The sequence below is a fragment of the Pseudomonas corrugata genome (assembly GCF_001269905.1).
GTDB lineage: Bacteria > Pseudomonadota > Gammaproteobacteria > Pseudomonadales > Pseudomonadaceae > Aquipseudomonas > Aquipseudomonas corrugata.
The window spans coordinates 110,393-126,877 of record NZ_LHVK01000006.1 but is presented as its reverse complement, the minus strand read 5'-3'; the positions used below and the strand labels follow the sequence as shown (position 1 = coordinate 126,877).

Annotated in this window: 13 protein-coding genes; 7 read left to right on the top strand and 6 right to left on the bottom strand. The window is 60.3% G+C overall.

The genetic code is table 11. From position 1 onward, the window contains the following. The first annotated feature begins 164 nt into the window (after positions 1 to 164). Positions 165 to 698 carry a PQQ-dependent catabolism-associated CXXCW motif protein gene (locus tag AD665_RS08745; RefSeq protein WP_053191752.1) on the top strand — a complete coding sequence of 178 codons (534 nt, stop codon included), beginning with the start codon at positions 165 to 167 and terminating at the stop codon, positions 696 to 698. Positions 699 to 753: 55 nt separating this feature from the next. Continuing rightward, a complete protein-coding gene (locus AD665_RS08740) occupies positions 754 to 1,419 on the top strand; it encodes a response regulator transcription factor (protein ID WP_024777720.1) in 666 nt (221 codons plus the stop codon). Positions 1,420 to 1,562: 143 nt separating this feature from the next. Here the strand turns inward: AD665_RS08740 and nahK are convergent, their stop codons facing one another. The 4 genes from nahK to AD665_RS08720 all read right to left on the bottom strand — a co-directional run bounded on the left by nahK (position 1,563) and on the right by AD665_RS08720 (position 8,432). Continuing rightward, positions 1,563 to 4,205: a hybrid sensor histidine kinase/response regulator NahK/ErcS' gene (nahK, locus tag AD665_RS08735; protein ID WP_231995034.1), complete on the bottom strand. Its 2,643-nt coding sequence runs from the start codon at positions 4,203 to 4,205 to the stop codon at positions 1,563 to 1,565. Next, positions 4,135 to 5,295 (bottom strand): nitric oxide-sensing protein NosP, encoded by a 1,161-nt coding sequence (gene nosP / locus AD665_RS08730; RefSeq protein WP_053191751.1) that lies wholly within the window; start codon positions 5,293 to 5,295, stop codon positions 4,135 to 4,137. Before nosP ends, nahK begins: the two co-directional genes overlap by 71 nt. Before the next feature lie 310 nt (positions 5,296 to 5,605). After that, positions 5,606 to 6,790, bottom strand: a complete 1,185-nt coding sequence (locus AD665_RS08725; protein ID WP_024777723.1) for a porin — start codon at positions 6,788 to 6,790, stop codon at positions 5,606 to 5,608. Between the two features lie 367 nt (positions 6,791 to 7,157). Continuing rightward, complete coding sequence (locus tag AD665_RS08720; RefSeq protein ID WP_053191749.1) at positions 7,158 to 8,432, bottom strand: glucarate dehydratase family protein; 1,275 nt, start codon at positions 8,430 to 8,432, stop codon at positions 7,158 to 7,160. A gap of 317 nt (positions 8,433 to 8,749) precedes the next feature. Here AD665_RS08720 and AD665_RS08715 point away from each other — a divergent pair, with 317 nt between their 5' ends. Both AD665_RS08715 and AD665_RS08710 read left to right on the top strand, forming a co-directional pair. Further along, complete coding sequence (locus AD665_RS08715) at positions 8,750 to 9,646, top strand: LysR family transcriptional regulator (RefSeq protein ID WP_024777725.1); 897 nt, start codon at positions 8,750 to 8,752, stop codon at positions 9,644 to 9,646. 175 nt (positions 9,647 to 9,821) lie between these two features. Next, complete coding sequence (locus tag AD665_RS08710) at positions 9,822 to 10,256, top strand: nuclear transport factor 2 family protein (protein WP_024777726.1); 435 nt, start codon at positions 9,822 to 9,824, stop codon at positions 10,254 to 10,256. Between the two features lie 156 nt (positions 10,257 to 10,412). Here AD665_RS08710 and AD665_RS08705 read toward each other — a convergent pair whose 3' ends face one another. Beyond that, the gene (locus AD665_RS08705) at positions 10,413 to 11,336 is read right to left on the bottom strand and encodes a LysR family transcriptional regulator (protein ID WP_024777727.1); all 924 of its coding nucleotides are present in this window, start codon (positions 11,334 to 11,336) and stop codon (positions 10,413 to 10,415) included. Positions 11,337 to 11,462: 126 nt separating this feature from the next. Here AD665_RS08705 and AD665_RS08700 point away from each other — a divergent pair, with 126 nt between their 5' ends. Together AD665_RS08700 and AD665_RS08695 are read left to right on the top strand one after the other, a co-directional pair. Next, on the top strand, positions 11,463 to 11,669 hold the full coding sequence (locus tag AD665_RS08700; protein WP_003202537.1) for a tautomerase family protein: 207 nt from the start codon (positions 11,463 to 11,465) through the stop codon (positions 11,667 to 11,669). A gap of 307 nt (positions 11,670 to 11,976) precedes the next feature. Then, positions 11,977 to 12,711 (top strand): SDR family NAD(P)-dependent oxidoreductase, encoded by a 735-nt coding sequence (locus AD665_RS08695; protein WP_024777728.1) that lies wholly within the window; start codon positions 11,977 to 11,979, stop codon positions 12,709 to 12,711. Positions 12,712 to 12,832: 121 nt separating this feature from the next. Here AD665_RS08695 and AD665_RS08690 read toward each other — a convergent pair whose 3' ends face one another. Then, a complete protein-coding gene (locus AD665_RS08690; RefSeq protein WP_053191747.1) occupies positions 12,833 to 14,980 on the bottom strand; it encodes a TonB-dependent siderophore receptor in 2,148 nt (715 codons plus the stop codon). Positions 14,981 to 15,399: 419 nt separating this feature from the next. Between AD665_RS08690 and pstS the strand changes: the two genes are divergently transcribed. Continuing rightward, on the top strand, positions 15,400 to 16,416 hold the full coding sequence (gene pstS, locus AD665_RS08685; protein ID WP_024777730.1) for a phosphate ABC transporter substrate-binding protein PstS: 1,017 nt from the start codon (positions 15,400 to 15,402) through the stop codon (positions 16,414 to 16,416). Positions 16,417 to 16,485 lie beyond the last annotated feature (69 nt).

Here is a 16,485-nt window from a genome sequence, read left to right as displayed (position 1 = left end):
CCGCCATCGCGAGCAAGCTCGGCTCCCACAGGGTTCGCGGGCGTAAAGACCATTGTGCAAAGGCCAGAAATTACGACTTTAGTACTGCTTTCCCTGTCCATGGTCGCATTCCCAAGACCGCGACCCTGTCATGTAATGGACGCATAACAACAAGGACCAATCCTATGCTCCGTTTACTGGCGGTCGTCTTGCTGGGCCTGTCGTTGAATGTCGCGCAGGCCGACACGGCACTGTTTTCCCCCCAGGGCTATCGCATCGACCGGTATCGCAGTCCCACCCCCGACGCAGTGGAAGGCGCCCGGACGGTCGATACCCCGGCGTTGCAGCAATTGCTCGAACAGACCCCCACCCCGGTGTTGATCGACGTCTACCGTCGGCCCTGGGTCCAGGGACGCTTCATCGACAACGAGCCCCACACCAATCTCCCCGGCAGTCTCTGGCTGGCCAATACCGGCGACGGCGAGCTCGACCCGACCTGGCAGGATTACTTCGCTCACCACCTGCGCCAGGCCACCGCCGGGCGTGCGGATCAACCGTTGGTCTTTTATTGCCGCTCCGATTGCTGGCTGAGCTGGAACGCGGTAAAACGCGCCGCAGCCATGGGCTATAAGCATCTGTATTGGTACCGCGACGGCGTCGATGCGTGGGAGGCTGCCCACCTGCCCCTTCAAGCTGCACGGCCTGAACCGTTTCCCTGATCTTGAACGTGCGTGCAACTGCTCCAGCCAAAACACAATAATGAGGTGAATGGCCATGTATAAAATCCTGATAGCCGACGATCACCCACTGTTTCGCGAAGCCATCCATAACGTCATCAGCGACGGTTTTCCTGGCAGCGAGGTCATGGAAACCGCCGACCTGGACAGCGCCCTGGCCCTGACTACCGAGCACGACGACCTGGACCTGATCCTGCTGGACCTGAACATGCCCGGCATGCACGGCCTCAATGGCCTGATCAACCTGCGCAACGAGGCCCCGACCATTCCCGTGGTGATCGTCTCGGCCGAACAGGACAAACAGATTGTCTTGCAGGCCATCACCTACGGCGCGGTGGGGTTCATCACCAAATCCTCGCCACGTTCGCAGATGACCGACGCCATCGAACAGATCCTCAACGGTAACGTGTACCTGCCACCGGACATCATCCGTACCCAGAAGAACCCGGTAGGCCGGCGCCTGAACGAAACCCCGGCCTTCCCGCCCGAACTGCTCCAGGCCTTGACCCGCAAGCAACTGCTGGTGCTCGAGCGCATGACCAAGGGCGAATCGAACAAACAGATCGCCTACACCCTCGACATCGCCGAAACCACGGTCAAGGCCCACGTCTCGGCGATTCTGCGCAAACTCAACGTGCACAACCGGGTGCAGGCGATTCTCAGTGCGGGGGATATTGATTTCGGGGCGTATCTGCGGCGTTGATGTTCTGCGTCCTTGCGGGGGAGAAACTTTGTGGGAGCAAGGTTTGCCCGCGATGAAGGCCAAGTGTTCTTTCTGACACTCCAGCGCCTGCATCGCGAGCAAGCCTTGCTCCTACAGTTGCTTTGCCACAAAAAGTGTTCGGCTCAGGGACGGTTGGATTGGCCCAGCAAATGACTCATCGCAATCTTCAGCTTCATCGGCCGCACCGGTTTATGCATCAGGGTGTGCCCGCGCTCGCGGATCTGTTGCTTGAGTTCATTACTGTAGTTGGCGGTGATCAACATCGCCGGGATCGCTGATTCGCGGCCAGCGTTGATCCGGGCCACGGCGTCGACGCCGTTCTGGTCGTTGTCCAGGTGATAGTCGGCGATCAGCAGGTCCACCTCGGTGTGCTCGTTGTCCACCTGGCGCGCCAGGTCCTGCTCCGATAGTGCGGTCACCACATGGCAACCCCATCCCTCGAGTAAGGTACGCATACCCGCACAGATCGCCGCGTCGTTATCCAGCACCCAGATTCGCGCCCCGCGCAAGCGTTCGAGCATTGGCTCACTCATGTCCACGCATGGCACAGGCTTGGGCGCGGTGGCACTCAGCGGCACGTCGATGGCGAACATCGAACCCTTGCCCGGCCACGAGCGCACCTGGATCCGGTGTCCGAGGATGCCGGCGATCTTCTCGACAATCGCCAGGCCCAGGCCCAACCCGCGGTCCTGGTCCGGACGCTGTACATCGCCGCGCTTGAACTCCTGGAAAATTTCCTCCAGGCGATCCTCGGCGATGCCAATGCCGGAATCCCAGACCTGGATCGACACCCGCTGCCCCTGGCGCCGGCACCCCAACACCAGGCGGCCGCTGGGGGTGTAGCGGATGGCGTTGCTCAACAGGTTGCGCAGGATCCGGGCGAGTAGCTGCATGTCACTGCGCACCAGTACTGAGCAAGGCACGAAGCGCAGCACCAACCCCTCACTGCGGGCGACCTGGGCGTATTCGGCGGCCAGGTTGCCAAGTAACTCGCTGAGGGCGAACGGCGCTATGTCCGCCTTGATCACTCCTGCATCGAGCTTGGAAATGTCCACCAGAGTACCCAACAGGTTCTCCACGTCCTGCAAGGAGTTGCTGACGTTGCGCACCAGATGCGCATTCGCCACTGGCTCACGACGTTCGAGCAAGGCGCTGGTGAATAGCCGCGCGGCGTTGAGCGGTTGCAACAAATCGTGGCTGACCGCCGCCAGGAACTTGGTCTTCGACAGGTTGGCCTGCTCGGCCTCGCGCTTGGCTTCACGCAGGCGCAGCTCCACGCGGCTGCGCTCGTCGATTTCGCGCAGCAACTGTTCGTTGAGGGTGGTCAGTTCAGCCGTGCGCTCCTGGACCCGCTGTTCCAGGTTCTGATAGGCCTGGTGCAAAGCCTCGGCGGTACGTCGCCGTTCGGTGATGTCGCGGATCAGCACGAAAATCCCCACCACTTCGCCGTTGGCCAAGCGATTCGGCACGTAGGAGCGCAACATGTAGCGCTCCTGGTTGTTGATGTTGGTTTCGGCGAATTCGAACGTCACGCTCTCCCCGGCCAGGGCCCGGGCCACATAGGCCTCCAGGCGCTGATAGTGCTGCTCGCTGTGGGCTTCGCGCAGGCTCTGGCCGAGCATCACGCCACGGGGCCAGCAATACCACTGTTCGTAGACCTTGTTGGTGAACTCATAGACCAGGTCGGCATTGAGGTAGGCGATCAGTGCCGGCACATGGTCGGTGATCAGCCGGATCCAGCGCTCGCTTTCACTCAACGCCTCAGCGTGCTGATAGCGCTCGGTAATATCGGTGAAGGTATTGACGTAGCCACCGGTGGGCAGCGGATGGGTGCGGATTTCCAGGACCCGGCCATCGGAGAGGCGCTGCTCGCGTTCATGAATCAATCGACCATTGCTGTCGCGGCTGGCCGGGGTCAATAGTTGCAGTTCGCTGTCGGCAATCACTTCGTTGAACGGCCGGTGGGCCGCCACCGGGGCCAGGCCGCTGAGCTCCAGGAAACGTCGGTTCCACAACTCCAGCACGCCCTGGGCGTTGACCATCGCCACGCCCTGGGAGAGGTTGTCCACCGCACGCTGCAACAGGTGGGATTTCTGCGCGATGGCCTGCTCGCGGCGCACGGTCTCACTGAGTTTGACGTCGGTGATGTCGGTGAACAGGATCACCCGGCCACCTTCCTGGGTCGGCCGTTCGCTGACCTGCAACCAGCGACCGTTCTGCAAGCGATACAACACATGCTCATCATCCTGGCCGCGATTTTCTTCGCTGAACAGTCCATTGGCGGTCATCAGCCGCTTGACCTCGCCCAGCCGCATCCCGGCCATGATGCGCACCCGGCTGTGGGCCCAGAATGCCTTGAAACGGCTGTTGAACAGGACGATGCGTTGTTGTGCGTCGAACAGCACGAACGCATCGGAAATGCTCTCGATGGCGTCGATCAGGTACCGATGGGCCGTTTCCGCCCGCAGCCGCGCCTCACCAAGTAAATGGTTGCCGGCCTTGAGCTCGGCCATGGCCTGGTTCAGTGCATCGGTGCGCTCGCGCACCTGCTCGGCCAGCACCACCGAATGCTGGAACGCCGCGTACGGGTCGCTGCCCCGGGTCACGCCGGACTCCACCCGCTCGATCAGCGCTGCGTTGATGCGCTGCAACTTGTGGTTTTCGTGTTGCAGTCCGGCAATCTGCGCCTGCAGATCAGCGATGGCCGGGGACGCGATGTCGGGCAATGGCAACTCCGGTAAAGGTCTGGTTGATATGCATGCCATTGAACTGTTCTCCGTAGGTGTTGAAACCCATCACCCGTTGTTTGCGCAGGAACTGGCCGATCTGCTCCAGGCCACCGCGATCTTCCAGCTCCAGGCGCCTGAGGAAACAGTCGCAGCCGATCGTCAGCAACAGATCACCGAGACGCGCCTGCAAGCCGTCAAAGAGGTTTTCCAGGTTGTTCAGCAAGGGGCCCGGGGCCATCGCCGTGAGGACGATGCCGTTCTCCACCGCGCAATAAAAACTCAAGCTCAGGTCTGGGTGCACCTGCTGGACGGCCCGCACGTAATACTGGTCGTTGATGCGCACCGCCAACGGATGGGCGGCGAACACCCGGTAGTCGAGGGCACTCACCGGCACGCCGATATGCCGGGCGTATTCCTCGGCGGCGGGTTCGGCATTGAGTTCATAGACCCGGCGCGAAGCGCTGTCGGCGCCGGTCACCACCAGTTTTTCTTCCCGGGGCAGGATGTGGTGGGTGGTGAACACCTCGAATTCCAGCCAGGTATTGATCAGCACCACCACGGCCGCACCGCTGTGGAACTGGCCTTCGAAGTACACGTGGGTATGGGTCAGGTAATTGTCGTCGCCGGCCGAGCCGCCAAAATGCGGGATGTCCCCAAGGGCAGCGCTCAATGCCGCCAATACCATCTCTTCGCGGCTGGACAGACCATCAAGCAAGGTCAATGCGAAACTGTGGCCCTTGATCGGTGCCAAGGCGTTGCTGCGGCAGCCGCTCGCCAGTCGCTCGACCATCTGCTGGGCATCGATCAGGCTGAAGTGCCCCATCTCACCTATCAGTTCGGCGGCAATGGAAAAATGCCGGTGATCGAACCCCACCGCCGTCACGCAGTTGCGGCCATAGCCCTGGGCGGTGATTTCCCCTGCGCTGGTGCAACCCACCAGGCGAATCCCGCCGAAACTCTGCGACAGCGCCTGGCCAAGAGCCGGCAGATCGTACTCGGCGGAACAGAAAAACAGCACGAAGCCCAGGTACGGATGCAGCAACTGCCGCGCCAGTTCCTGGGCCACCTGCTCGACATCCATTGCCTGGGACATCGCGCTTACCACGCCTTCGCTCTGGGCCTGCATCTTCGCCTCCGTGACAGGAGCCTTGAGTGTACGAAGCCGCGCCGGCCCCACGAATGCTACTTGGGTAGCGGGTGTGCGCTTCCATGGGATGAGAACGGTGGCGGCCCGGGCCGCGATGCGCACGGCTGGGGCCACCACAAACTCTCGAACACCGAATCCCTTTGTGGCGAGGGGATTTATCCCCGCTGGGTCGCGAAGCGGCCCCGGAAAATAGTTCAGTCGACACAAAGCTGGGGTGACTGAAAAGGGGCCGCTTCGCAGCCCAGCGGGGATAAATCCCCTCGCCACAGGGGTTGTGTTGCCTTAGGTATTACCAGGTCAACACAGCCCCCACCGCAAACGTATCGGTGTCCTCGTTCTGGGCGCTGGTGTCATGGCCGTTGATTTCGAACTGGTTGTACTCGGCCACGAGCTTGAGGTTGTCGTTGACGTCATGGAACAGCGCAATGCCGCGGGTTTCGTAATCAGCGCCGCTGCCTACTACGCCGTTTCCATCGTCATCGGTCTTGCCGTAGGACAACGCCAGGCGGTTCTTGCCCAGCTTGTAGGAGCCTTGCAGCAGATAGCCCTTGCTGTCGACGTTGCGCAATGTCGCTTCGCCGGCGTTGTTGGTGAAGAACGGGTTGATGCCCTTGGCCTGGAATCCGGAGCCGGTGAGAGACAGGCCACCCATCTTCGCTTGCACGCCATAACCCAGGCCTTTGGAGGTCACCGACTCGACGGTGGAGTCGGTGTTGTCCGAGGTCTGGTAGCTGCCGTTGAGCCAGCTGTAGATTTTCGCGCCACCGAGGTCGAACTGGTAAGTGATCTCGCTCTCGGTGCGCGGGTTCTCCTGATAAGCCTTGCCCGTGGCGCTGCTGTCATTGGTGTCCACCGGATCCATGATCCCCACCGCCACCCGTAGCCCGTCCATGACCGGGGTGCGATAGGTGATCTGCGAGGTCGGGAATGGATAGGGATAGCCGCTGCCGATGTTGCCGAACGACACACCGCCACCGTCCACCAGCCCCAGGGTGTCGCTGACCTGGCCGTAACCGGCGAGCAATTCGTCGAGCAGGATATTGGAGCGGGCGAACAGGCCGAAGTCCTTGCCGATCAACACCTCGCCCCACTCCGGGTTGGCGACGGTGCCATAGAACTGGCGCACATCAATGGCAGTATCGGTACCGTTGGTTTCGCTGTCGTTGATGGTCACCCAGAACGACGCGCGGGCGCCGAGTTTGAGGTCATCGACCTGCTTGCTCATGTTGAAGCCCAGGTAGTTGGGCAGGAAACCCATCTTGACCCGCGCCTGGCGCCGGTCGTACTGCTCCCCCGCCCGGTCCACGTCACTGTTGACGTAGAAGGCGTTGATGTAGCCATCGGTGGAAAAGGTGGTCTGATCCTTGTCGTACAGCATGATTTCGGCCTGAGCCAAAGGCGTCAGGCCAAGGGTCGAAAGGCTGGCGATGACCGCAGGCATAAAACGGCGACGGGTATTTTTATTGTTGTGCATGGCGCGCTCCGCAACAGGGGACGGGATGTCGGAGGCGATTATCGAAAGGCTGAGGGCCCCGCCATACGCTGCCTTGGAGGCAATTGGCGAGTGCTTTGGAAGCGCCGGCCCGGCGCGGCAGTTTGGGTGTACGACTGCCATGCCTATGGGCGCGGTACTTTGGGTGTGAGCCGATTGATCGGTGGGCGAACAATGAAACCTGTGGGAGCCGAGCTTGCTCGCGATGGCGGTGTGTCAGCTTGCATTTCTGTTGAATGTAGCGCCGTCATCGCGAGCAAGCTCGGCTCCCACAGGGTTTCCCACGGGGCTGTGGCAGCGAAGCTCCTGTGGCTAGGAAGCTTGCTCCCACAGGCCCCCTCGCACCCACTCAGAACCTCGGCTTGACGGTCTTCCAGTCCGGCCGGTAGCGCTGCATCTGCCGCACATCGTCGCGCTGGCGAATGCCGCAGCGCAGGAACTGTTCATGCAGCATGCCCAGTTGATCCCGGTCCAGCTCCAGCCCGAGCCCCGGTGCCCGGGTGATCTTCACGCAGCCATCGACAATCGGCAGCTTGCCCCCCTTGATCACCTCCTCATCCGGCTCCTGCCAGGGGTAATGGGTGTCGCAGGCGTAGTCCAGGTTCGGCACCGCGGCGGCCACGTGGGCCATGGCCATCAGACTGATGCCCAGGTGCGAGTTCGAATGCATCGACACGCCCAGGCCAAAGGTGTCGCACATTTTCGCCAGCGCCTGGGTGTCCCGCAGACCACCCCAGTAATGGTGGTCGGCCAACACGATCTGCACGCTGTTCAGCGCCACGCTGCGGCGAAACTCGTCGAAATCGGTGACCACCATGTTGGTCGCCAACGGCAGGCCGGTGCGCTTGTGCAGCTCGGACATGCCCTCCAGCCCCGGTGTCGGATCTTCGTAATACTGCAGGTCGTCGCCAAGCAGTCCGGCCATGCGAATGGAGGTTTCCAGCGACCAGTTGGCATTCGGGTCGATGCGCAACGGGTAGCCAGGAAACGCCTGCTTCAGCGCCTTGATGCATGCCACTTCATGCTCCGGCTCCAGAGCGCCGGCCTTGAGTTTGATGCTCTTGAAGCCGTAGTCGGTGATCATGCGCCGAGCCTGGGCGACGATCTGCTGTTCATTGAGCGCCTCGCCCCAGCTGTCCGGTGGATACGGCGAATCGATGTGCTCGGCATACTTGAAGAACAGGTATGCGCTGAACGGTATCTCCTCGCGAATCGCCCCACCCAGAAGATCCACCAGCGGCACGTTCAGGTAGTGGGCCTGCAGGTCCAGGCAGGCCACTTCGAATGCCGAGTAGGCATTGCTCACTGCCTTGCTCGCATGGGAACCCGGTGCCAGTTCAGCGCCTGCGACGCTGGCGGGCCGTTGAGCGGCGACGGTGGCCTGGACGATGGCCCGCAACTGGTTGAGGTTGAACGGGTCCAGGCCGATCAGTTGGTCCTGCACTTGCTGCTGGATCGCCAGAGCCGGCGCATCGCCGTAGCTCTCGCCCAAACCGATGTAGCCGTTGTCACTCTCGATCTCAATGATCGAGCGCAGCGCAAACGGCTCATGAATGCCGCTGGCGTTGAGCAATGGCGGATCGCGAAAGGCAATGGGGGTGACGGTGACGCGTTTGATCTTCATATAGCGGCTCCCGATAGGCCAGGGTTCAGGGTTTGGTTGTTTTCCGGCGGATTGGCTTGCGCGGCGGTTTCGCGCTTGTCGGAGAATGAGTCGGGTGTGTCACGCCGCGGCGAGGTACGGCGAAAAAGATCACCACGGCGGCGACCAGCGAGGTCATTGCCTGGCTCGCGCCAGGGAACTGTCATACATGGAGTCCAGTGCGTTATCCAAGGGAGCCTCCCAGTCGTTGTTTTTGTGGGGAACGGCTCGATGATGGACGGGGTACATTGTTCCCGTCTAATCTAACTTGGCACTTGATTGATACCTGGATTGAATCAATGTTTGAACTCGCCCAACTGCGCTGCTTTACCACCGTCGCGACGGAACTCAATTTCCGCCGCGCCGCCGAACGGCTGAACATGACCCAGCCGCCCTTGAGCCGGCAGATCCAATTGCTGGAGCATCACCTGGGCGTCGAACTGTTCACCCGCAGCACCCGCAGCGTTGCCCTCACTGCCGCCGGCCGGGCTTTTTTCATCGAAGCGCAGAACCTGCTGGAGCAGGCGCAACAAGCCGCCACGGCCGCCCGGCGCTTTGCCCAAGGCGACATCGGCTCGGTCACCATCAGTTTCGTCGGCAGCGCGGTGTACGAGTTTTTGCCGAAAGTCATCGCCGAAGCACGGCTGAAACAGCCTCAAGTCAAAATCGTCCTGTCGGAAATGAACACCTACCAGCAGCACGAAGCCCTTCGCGCGAGGCGCATCGACCTGGGCATCGTCCGCTCGCCGCTGCTGGAAACCGGCTACGCCACCGAATGCCTGGTGCGCGAGCCCTTTGTCCTGGCGGTGCCTGCCGGTCACCCGCTGGCCAGCGCCGAATCCGTCAGTGTCCAGGACCTTGATGGCCAACCATTCCTGATGTATTCCCATACCGCCTACCCACCCTTCAACGAATTGCTCACCGGCATGCTCCGCTCGGCCCGGGTCGCACCGCAATTCGTGCAATGGCTGGGGTCATCACTGACCATCCTGGCACTGGTCAACGCCGGCATGGGCCTGGCGCTGGTGCCACGCTGTGCCACCAGCGTGGTGTTCAGGCAGGTGGTGTTCCGCGAGATCGATCTGGGCGAAGGCGTACAGAGCGAGTTGCATCTGGTGTGGCACGAAGACAATGACAACCCGGCGTTCACCATGTTGCTGGAAGGGATTCGGGGGGCGGTTCGCGAGGGATTCTGATCCGTAGCCTGCCGAAGCAGGCTTGTCGAGCACACATGTGTGGCGGTTCACGGCGAATTTCAGTGAAAAGGCTGCGACTCAGCTGTTTCCGTCACACCAAAGTAGTTGTACGATGACAGATGAGTGTATTTCAAACGCTCATTTCTCATATCTAACAACAACAAGGACACACTCCATGAAAAAAGCGACATTGGTGATGAGCTTCTTCTGCCTGTTCGGCGGCTACGCAGCCACAGCCGCTGCTTCGGCCGAGCAAGACGTGGCACAGGCTGTCGACCATCTGACCCAGGCCATGCTGCACAAGGACATCCCCCAGCTTCAGGCCTTGGCTGCCGAGAGCCTCACCTACGGTCACTCCAGCGGTAACATCCAGGACAAGAAAGCCTTTATCGCCGACATCGAAACCGGCAAGAGCGCGTTCAAGACTCTGGAAATGAAGAATCAGAAAATCATCCTGTCAGGTGACACCGCCCTGGTGCGCAACCACTTCTCGGCACAGTCAATCAAGGGTTCCGACATCGTGCCGACTGAAATCGAGAACTTTCAGATCTGGCAGAAGCAGAAGGACGGCAAGTGGCTGCTGATCGGGCGGCAGGCGTTCAAGTTCTAATCACTTCCACAGGGTTTGTCGGTAGACAATGAGCTTGCGGTCAACCCTGAACCCAATGTCGGAGCGAGCCTGCTCGCGATGGCGTCCTTCAAGTCAGCTCAGTATCGACTGACTTACCGCTATCGCGAGCAGGCTCGCTCCCACAAGGGAGTGTCCTCAGCTGCCAGCCCACTGCTCCCGATGCTGCAACAGGAAATCGACGAAGGCGCGAACCCGCTGGGGCATGTATCGGCCATGGGGGTAGAGCAAAGTGAAGGGGCGTGACCGGCCACTGAAAGGTTGCAGCACTTCCACCAGGCTCCCGTCCGCCAGTTCCTGTTCGACGATGAACCGGTAGGTCTGGAACAATCCCGCACCATGCCTGGCCAGCGTCACCCCGCCCAGCACATCATCCGAACAGCAATAGTTGCCTTGGCCGAACACCTCTCGCTCTTTGCCATCGACATTGAACAGCCAGGAAATTCGTCGACCGCTGCTGGGCAACTCGAACTGAATGCATTCGTGATCGTCCAGGTCTTCGAGGGCTCGTGGCGTGCCGGCCTTGCGCAGATAGTCCGGCGCGGCGACCACTACCAGCCTGGCGTCCTCCAGTAACCGGGCGATCAAGGAAGAGTCCGGCTGGGCCCGGACCCGAATCGCCAGGTCATAGCCCTCGGCGACGAAGTCGATGTTCCGATTGCTCAGGTGCACGTCCACGCTGACTTGCGGATACAGCGCACGGAAGGCCGGAAGCAAGGGCAGGATCCGGTGATGACCATAGGTAGTAGGCAGGCTGATGCGCAGTTGCCCTGACGGCATCGATTGCGCCCCCATCATCTCCTGTTGCGCCTCCACCAACTGGGTCAGCGCCTGCCGACACTGCTCGAAATAGGTCTTGCCGGCATCGGTCAGGCGGATGCTGCGGGTGGTGCGCACGAACAGACGTGAGCCCAGGCGCTCCTCCAGGCGAAAGATCGAACGGCTTACCGCCGCCGGGGTAACACCCGCCACTTGGGCCGCCGCCGTGAAGCTGCCCGCTTCGGCCGCCAGGCAAAACAGTTCTATGCTGCCCAACTGCAGGTCTTCAAAATGTCGCTTCATGATTCGTTACACCGTGTATCAACTGAAGATCGCAGATGCCTGTTTATCAGTCCGTAGCGTATAAATACAGTGGCTTCGGTTCGCAGGAAAGCCTGCGTACCTTCTCTCAACCAGCAGGAGTGCAACATGCCTTTCGTCAATGTGCGGATCACCCGTGATGGCGTCACCCGCGAACAGAAAGCCCAGGTGATTTCGGAGATCACCGAAACTCTCCAGCGTGTACTGGGCAAGGATCCGCACCTGACCCATATCGTGATCGAGGAGGTCGATACCGATAACTGGGGTTACGCGGGCATGACGACCACGCAGTACCGAAGTCTTCCCAAGGAGTGAGCACCTGCTTCTATCGAGCCCGGCCTGATTGACCGGGCTTTTTTATGTCTGTCGGCCCTGTTTCCCCTGTGGGAACGAGCCTGCTCGCGATAGCGGTGTGTCAGCTGAAAATTGTTTTACTGAGAGACCGCTGTCGCGAGCAGGCTCGCACCACAAGGGGCTTGGGTTGAATGAGAGATTGATTACATCAAGTATCAACTCAAGTACCGTCAGCCCCGTTTATCAATCTCCAGCGCACTAATACTCTGATCTCAACCACCGCCCCAACGGCGCAGCGGTTCAACCCAATGTGATCAGGAGTCAAATCATGAGTCTCAATAAAACCGTCATCATCACCGGCGCCTCAAGTGGCATCGGCCTGGGTCTGGTCAAGGCGTTTCTGGACCGGGGTTATAACGTGGTCGGCAATGCCCGCTCCCGCTCGGGACTGGACGATGCCGCTGGCCAGCTCGATCACTCGGCCCGTTTCATCGGTGTGGCCGGCGATATCGCCGCCCCTGCCACGTCGACCCAGCTCATCGCCCAGGCCATCGAAGCGTTCGGGGCTGTTGACGGTCTGGTGAACAATGCCGGGTTCTTCCTGCCCAAACCCTTCGTCGACTACAGCCCTCAAGACCTGGAATCGTTGCTGGACACCAACCTCAAGGGACTTGTCTACGCCAGCCAGGCGGCTGCCGCGCACATGATCGGTCGCCGACAGGGTTTTATCATCAACATTTCCGCCGCTGTGGCCCTGCAGCCGAACATCCAGGTGCCGGCCGCGCTGCCGGTGTTGATCAAGGGTGGCGTCAACCAGATGACCCGAGCCCTGGCCCTCGAGTTGTCGCCGTACAACATCAAGGTCAACGCCGTCGCCCCTGGCATCATCGATACACCGATGCATGACCCGGCTCATCGCGAATTCCTCAACCACCTGGCCCCGGCCGGCCGTGTGGGCACCATCGGGGAAATCGCCGAGGCCGTGCTGTATCTGGCGGGTGCCGACTTTACGACCGGCGCGGTACTGCCGGTGGATGGCGGGATGAGCACGGGTAAGTGGTAGGCATCGCCACAGCCCCATTGTGGGAGCGAGCCTGCTCGCGATGGCGGTGTGTCAGCTGGAAATTATTGACTGACAGACCGCTATCGCGAGCAGGCTCGCTCCCACAGGGAGTGCACTTGCTTTAGAGGGTATAGGAAATGCCCGCCTGCACCGTTCGCGGTGCGCCCGGGTAGGCGTAGACGTTGCCGAAGGCGCCTTCTTCGTAATCAGCGTCGAACAGGTTTTTCAGGTCCAGGTTGAGGCGGATCCGTTCGTTGACCTTGTAGTAGCCAAGCAGGTCGACGACGGTGTAGCTGTCCATCGAGAACGCATTCGCCGCGGTCTGGCCGGCCCGCTCATCCACGTATTTGACCCCTGCTCCCAGGCCCAGCCCCTTGAGGCCACCGTCCTGGAGCTCGTAGACGTTCAACAGGCTGAAGGTGTTCTTCGGCACGTTGAGCAGGCGGGTGCCGCTGGGGATGCTGATGTCCTTGGTCACCTCGGCATCGACATAAGCATAGCCGCCGATCATGCGCCATTCCGGCGTCAGGTTGCCGGCCACGTTCAGGTCGAAGCCACGGCTGCGTACTTCGCCTGCCGCCACACTGAAAGTCGAATCCACGGGATCGGTGGTGAGCACGTTACGTTTTTCAATCTGGTAGATGGCGGCATCGACACTCAGCTGACGATCCAGCGCTTCCCATTTGACACCCACTTCATAGGACTTGCCCTTCTCCGGCTTGAAGCCGTTCCCTTGTCCCTCACGGCTGGCACCGGTGTTGGGTTTGAAAGAGCGGGCGGTATTAGCGTAGACGGCCACCGTGTCAGTCAGGTCGTAGGTCACTCCCAGGCGCGGGGTTACGGCACTGTCAGTCACGTTCCAGTTTTTGCTGCCAGCCGGGGTCTGTGGGACGAACGTTTCGTACTTGTGCTCAAAGCGCTCGAAACGCGCCCCCGCCAACAGCTTCAAGCGCTCGGTGAGCGCCACCTGATCCTGGACGAACACGCCGAACGTCTTGAGGTTTTCCTGATCATCGGTAGGCGTACGGGTCAATGCCGGGCGAGGCTGACCATACACCGGATTGAAGATATCGATCGGGTAGGCACCCGCTCCTGCGGCGGAACGCTGGATGATGGACTGATAGTCGTAGTCCTCATACTCGACCCCGGTCAACAGCGTGTGCTCGAACCCGCCGGTCGAAAAGTGCCCGGTGAGGTTGAGCTGTGTGTCCCGGTCGGTCCACTCCAGTTTGCGGTAGCTGAAATTGCGGCCCAGGGTACGCCCGTCGGCCGCGATGCCGTTGCCTTCCACCGCGTTGCCCTGCAAGGTGCCGTCGAGCCACTGGGTGCCGCCGGCCAGGGTCCAGTCGTCGTTGAGCATGTGCTCGAAACGTACCTGCAGCATGTTGTTGTCGTTGTGCAGTTTGCCGGCGTCTTTTTCGCCGAAGAAGGTATCGCGGGAGGCCGTGCCACGCTGGCCGCCATAATGCGTCAGGCCACGGTCCAGCGGATGGTTGTTGCGCATGAAATCGCCCTCGAGCGTCAGGCGGGTGGTGTCGTTGACCTGCCAGGTCAGCACCGGCGCGACGCCATAGCGCTCGGTCTCGACATGGTCGCGGAAGGTGTCGCCACCCTCGCCGATCACGTTCAGGCGATAGGCCAGGCGCCCTTCTTCATCCAACGGGCCGGACGCATCCAGCGTACCGCGACGCATGCCCTGGTCGTTGAACTGACTGCCCAGGGTCACCGTGCGTTCGGCCAGCGGTTGCTTGGACACCACGTTGAATGTACCGCCCGGATCGCCACGACCGTACAGCATGGTCGCCGGGCCGCGCAGCACTTCAAGCCGCTCGATGGTGTTGGCGTCGGGCATGTTCGGGTAGCCACGGTTGATCGGGAATCCGTTGCGGTAGAACTCTCCGGTGGTGAAGCCGCGCACCGTGAACGTGGTAAGGCCCTGACCGCCGAAATTGTTGGCCCGCCCCACTCCGCCCGCATAATCGAGCGCATCCTGCAGGCGGGTGGCGCCGAGGTCTTCCACCACGTCGCGGGACACTACGCTGATGGATTGCGGGGTTTCATGGAGGGCGGTGTCGGTGCGCGTGGCGCTGGCCGAACGGGTGGCGTGATAGCCATTGACGGGGCCCTGTGCGGTTTCAGTGTCCGAAAGGCCCACGATATCCGTGGCCTGCAACTCCAGCGGCGCCCGGTCCGGGGCAATGGGCTCATCAGCCCAGGTTGAAACGGAACAAGTCTGGAGCACACACAGTGAAACGAGAATCCGACGCATCGAAGCACAACCTTAATGGGAAGACACCGACCGTCTCCGGACGGTCGACAAGAATGTGTCGCGAAAGATACAGCAACTCATTACCGTTTGATATCTATTCCCATTAACATCTCTTTGCTATATGCGGCCACCCTCCGCTGAGTACAAGCAATGCCTCCTCTATCCGCTGGGAAACCGTCATGTGAGCAAGCTTGCCTCATCGTTTCTGCATGCCTGATGGCCATCCCAATGGCTCTATACCGTTACAGTCGAGCATTTCGGCGAGCAGACGAGTGAATGTGATCGACTCACATTTATTTCAAAATATTGCCAAAAACACCGAAACTGTCATTAGACAGAAATATTTAAAGAATTAAATCGTCACTTCTCCGATAGGTGGGTATCCCCCACTTAACTCCTTTCATTGAGGTGCTGTCGTGATGTTGCTGACTAAAAAAAGCCTGTCTGTCCTGCTGGCTTCCCTCTGCATGAGTAGCCTTGCTCATGCGACCGATGTTAACGGTGCAGGCTCCAGCTTTGTCTATCCGGTTTTGTCCAAGTGGTCGCAGGACTACAGCAAAAGCTCCAGCAACCGTATCAACTACCAGTCGATTGGATCGGGTGGCGGTATCGCTCAGATCAAGGCTGCAACAGTAGATTTCGGTGCGTCCGACGCCCCGCTGTCCGCTGATGACCTCAAGGCTGGCGGTCTGGGCCAGTTTCCCAGTGTCATTGGCGGTATCGTGCCGGTGATGAACATTGAAGGCGTCGCGCCGGGCCAATTGAAGCTCGACGGTGAGACCCTGGCGAGAATCTTCCTGGGTGAGATTTCTACCTGGAACGACCCGGCTATCGTCGCACTGAACCCGGGCATGAAACTGCCCGACAGCAAGATCACCGTCGTTCACCGTTCCGACGGCTCTGGCACCTCATATAACTTCACCAACTATCTCTCCAAAGTGAGTGATGGCTGGAAATCGAAAATCGGTTTCGGCACTACTGTGCCGTGGCCCGTTGGAGTGGGCGGCAAAGGCAACGAAGGTGTTTCCGCCTACGTGAAGCAGATCAAAAACTCAATCGGTTATGTTGAGTACGCCTATGCCCTGCAGAACAAGATGACGCATGCGCAGTTGAAGAACGCCGCCGGGAAATTCATACAACCCAATTCCAAAGCGTTCCAGGCGGCTGCCGATACTGCGGACTGGGCTAACGCCAAGGACTTCAACCTGATCATGACCAATGCGCCTGGCGATGGCGCATGGCCGATCACGGCGACCACTTGGATCATCATGTACAAACAGCCCAAGAATGCCGAGCAAAGCCAAGCGGCCTTCAATTTCTTCAAATGGTCGTTGGAAAATGGCCAGCAACAGGCATCGGCACTGGACTATGTCGCCTTGCCTGACTCCCTGGTGAAGCGGATCGAAGGTTATTGGAAGTCTGACTTCGCCCGTTGATCCGGCAACACTTAAAACACCCCTTCCTCAAGCACGTGTTGCCTGGCGAAGGGGTTTGTTTGTGAGCAG

Bases quoted from the DNA above. Each gene is read 5' to 3' on its own strand.
- AD665_RS08720 (WP_053191749.1), bottom strand. From the start codon at position 8,432: ATGAAGATCAAACGCGTCACCGTCACCCCCATTGCCTTTCGCGATCCG.
- nahK (WP_231995034.1), bottom strand. From the start codon at position 4,205: ATGGCATGCATATCAACCAGACCTTTACCGGAGTTGCCATTGCCCGAC.
- AD665_RS08725 (WP_024777723.1), bottom strand. From the start codon at position 6,790: ATGCACAACAATAAAAATACCCGTCGCCGTTTTATGCCTGCGGTCATC.
- AD665_RS08710 (WP_024777726.1), top strand. From the start codon at position 9,822: ATGAAAAAAGCGACATTGGTGATGAGCTTCTTCTGCCTGTTCGGCGGC.
- AD665_RS08745 (WP_053191752.1), top strand. From the start codon at position 165: ATGCTCCGTTTACTGGCGGTCGTCTTGCTGGGCCTGTCGTTGAATGTC.
- AD665_RS08705 (WP_024777727.1), bottom strand. From the start codon at position 11,336: ATGAAGCGACATTTTGAAGACCTGCAGTTGGGCAGCATAGAACTGTTT.
- nosP (WP_053191751.1), bottom strand. From the start codon at position 5,295: ATGCAGGCCCAGAGCGAAGGCGTGGTAAGCGCGATGTCCCAGGCAATG.
- pstS (WP_024777730.1), top strand. From the start codon at position 15,400: ATGTTGCTGACTAAAAAAAGCCTGTCTGTCCTGCTGGCTTCCCTCTGC.
- AD665_RS08715 (WP_024777725.1), top strand. From the start codon at position 8,750: ATGTTTGAACTCGCCCAACTGCGCTGCTTTACCACCGTCGCGACGGAA.
- AD665_RS08695 (WP_024777728.1), top strand. From the start codon at position 11,977: ATGAGTCTCAATAAAACCGTCATCATCACCGGCGCCTCAAGTGGCATC.
- AD665_RS08690 (WP_053191747.1), bottom strand. From the start codon at position 14,980: ATGCGTCGGATTCTCGTTTCACTGTGTGTGCTCCAGACTTGTTCCGTT.
- AD665_RS08700 (WP_003202537.1), top strand. From the start codon at position 11,463: ATGCCTTTCGTCAATGTGCGGATCACCCGTGATGGCGTCACCCGCGAA.
- AD665_RS08740 (WP_024777720.1), top strand. From the start codon at position 754: ATGTATAAAATCCTGATAGCCGACGATCACCCACTGTTTCGCGAAGCC.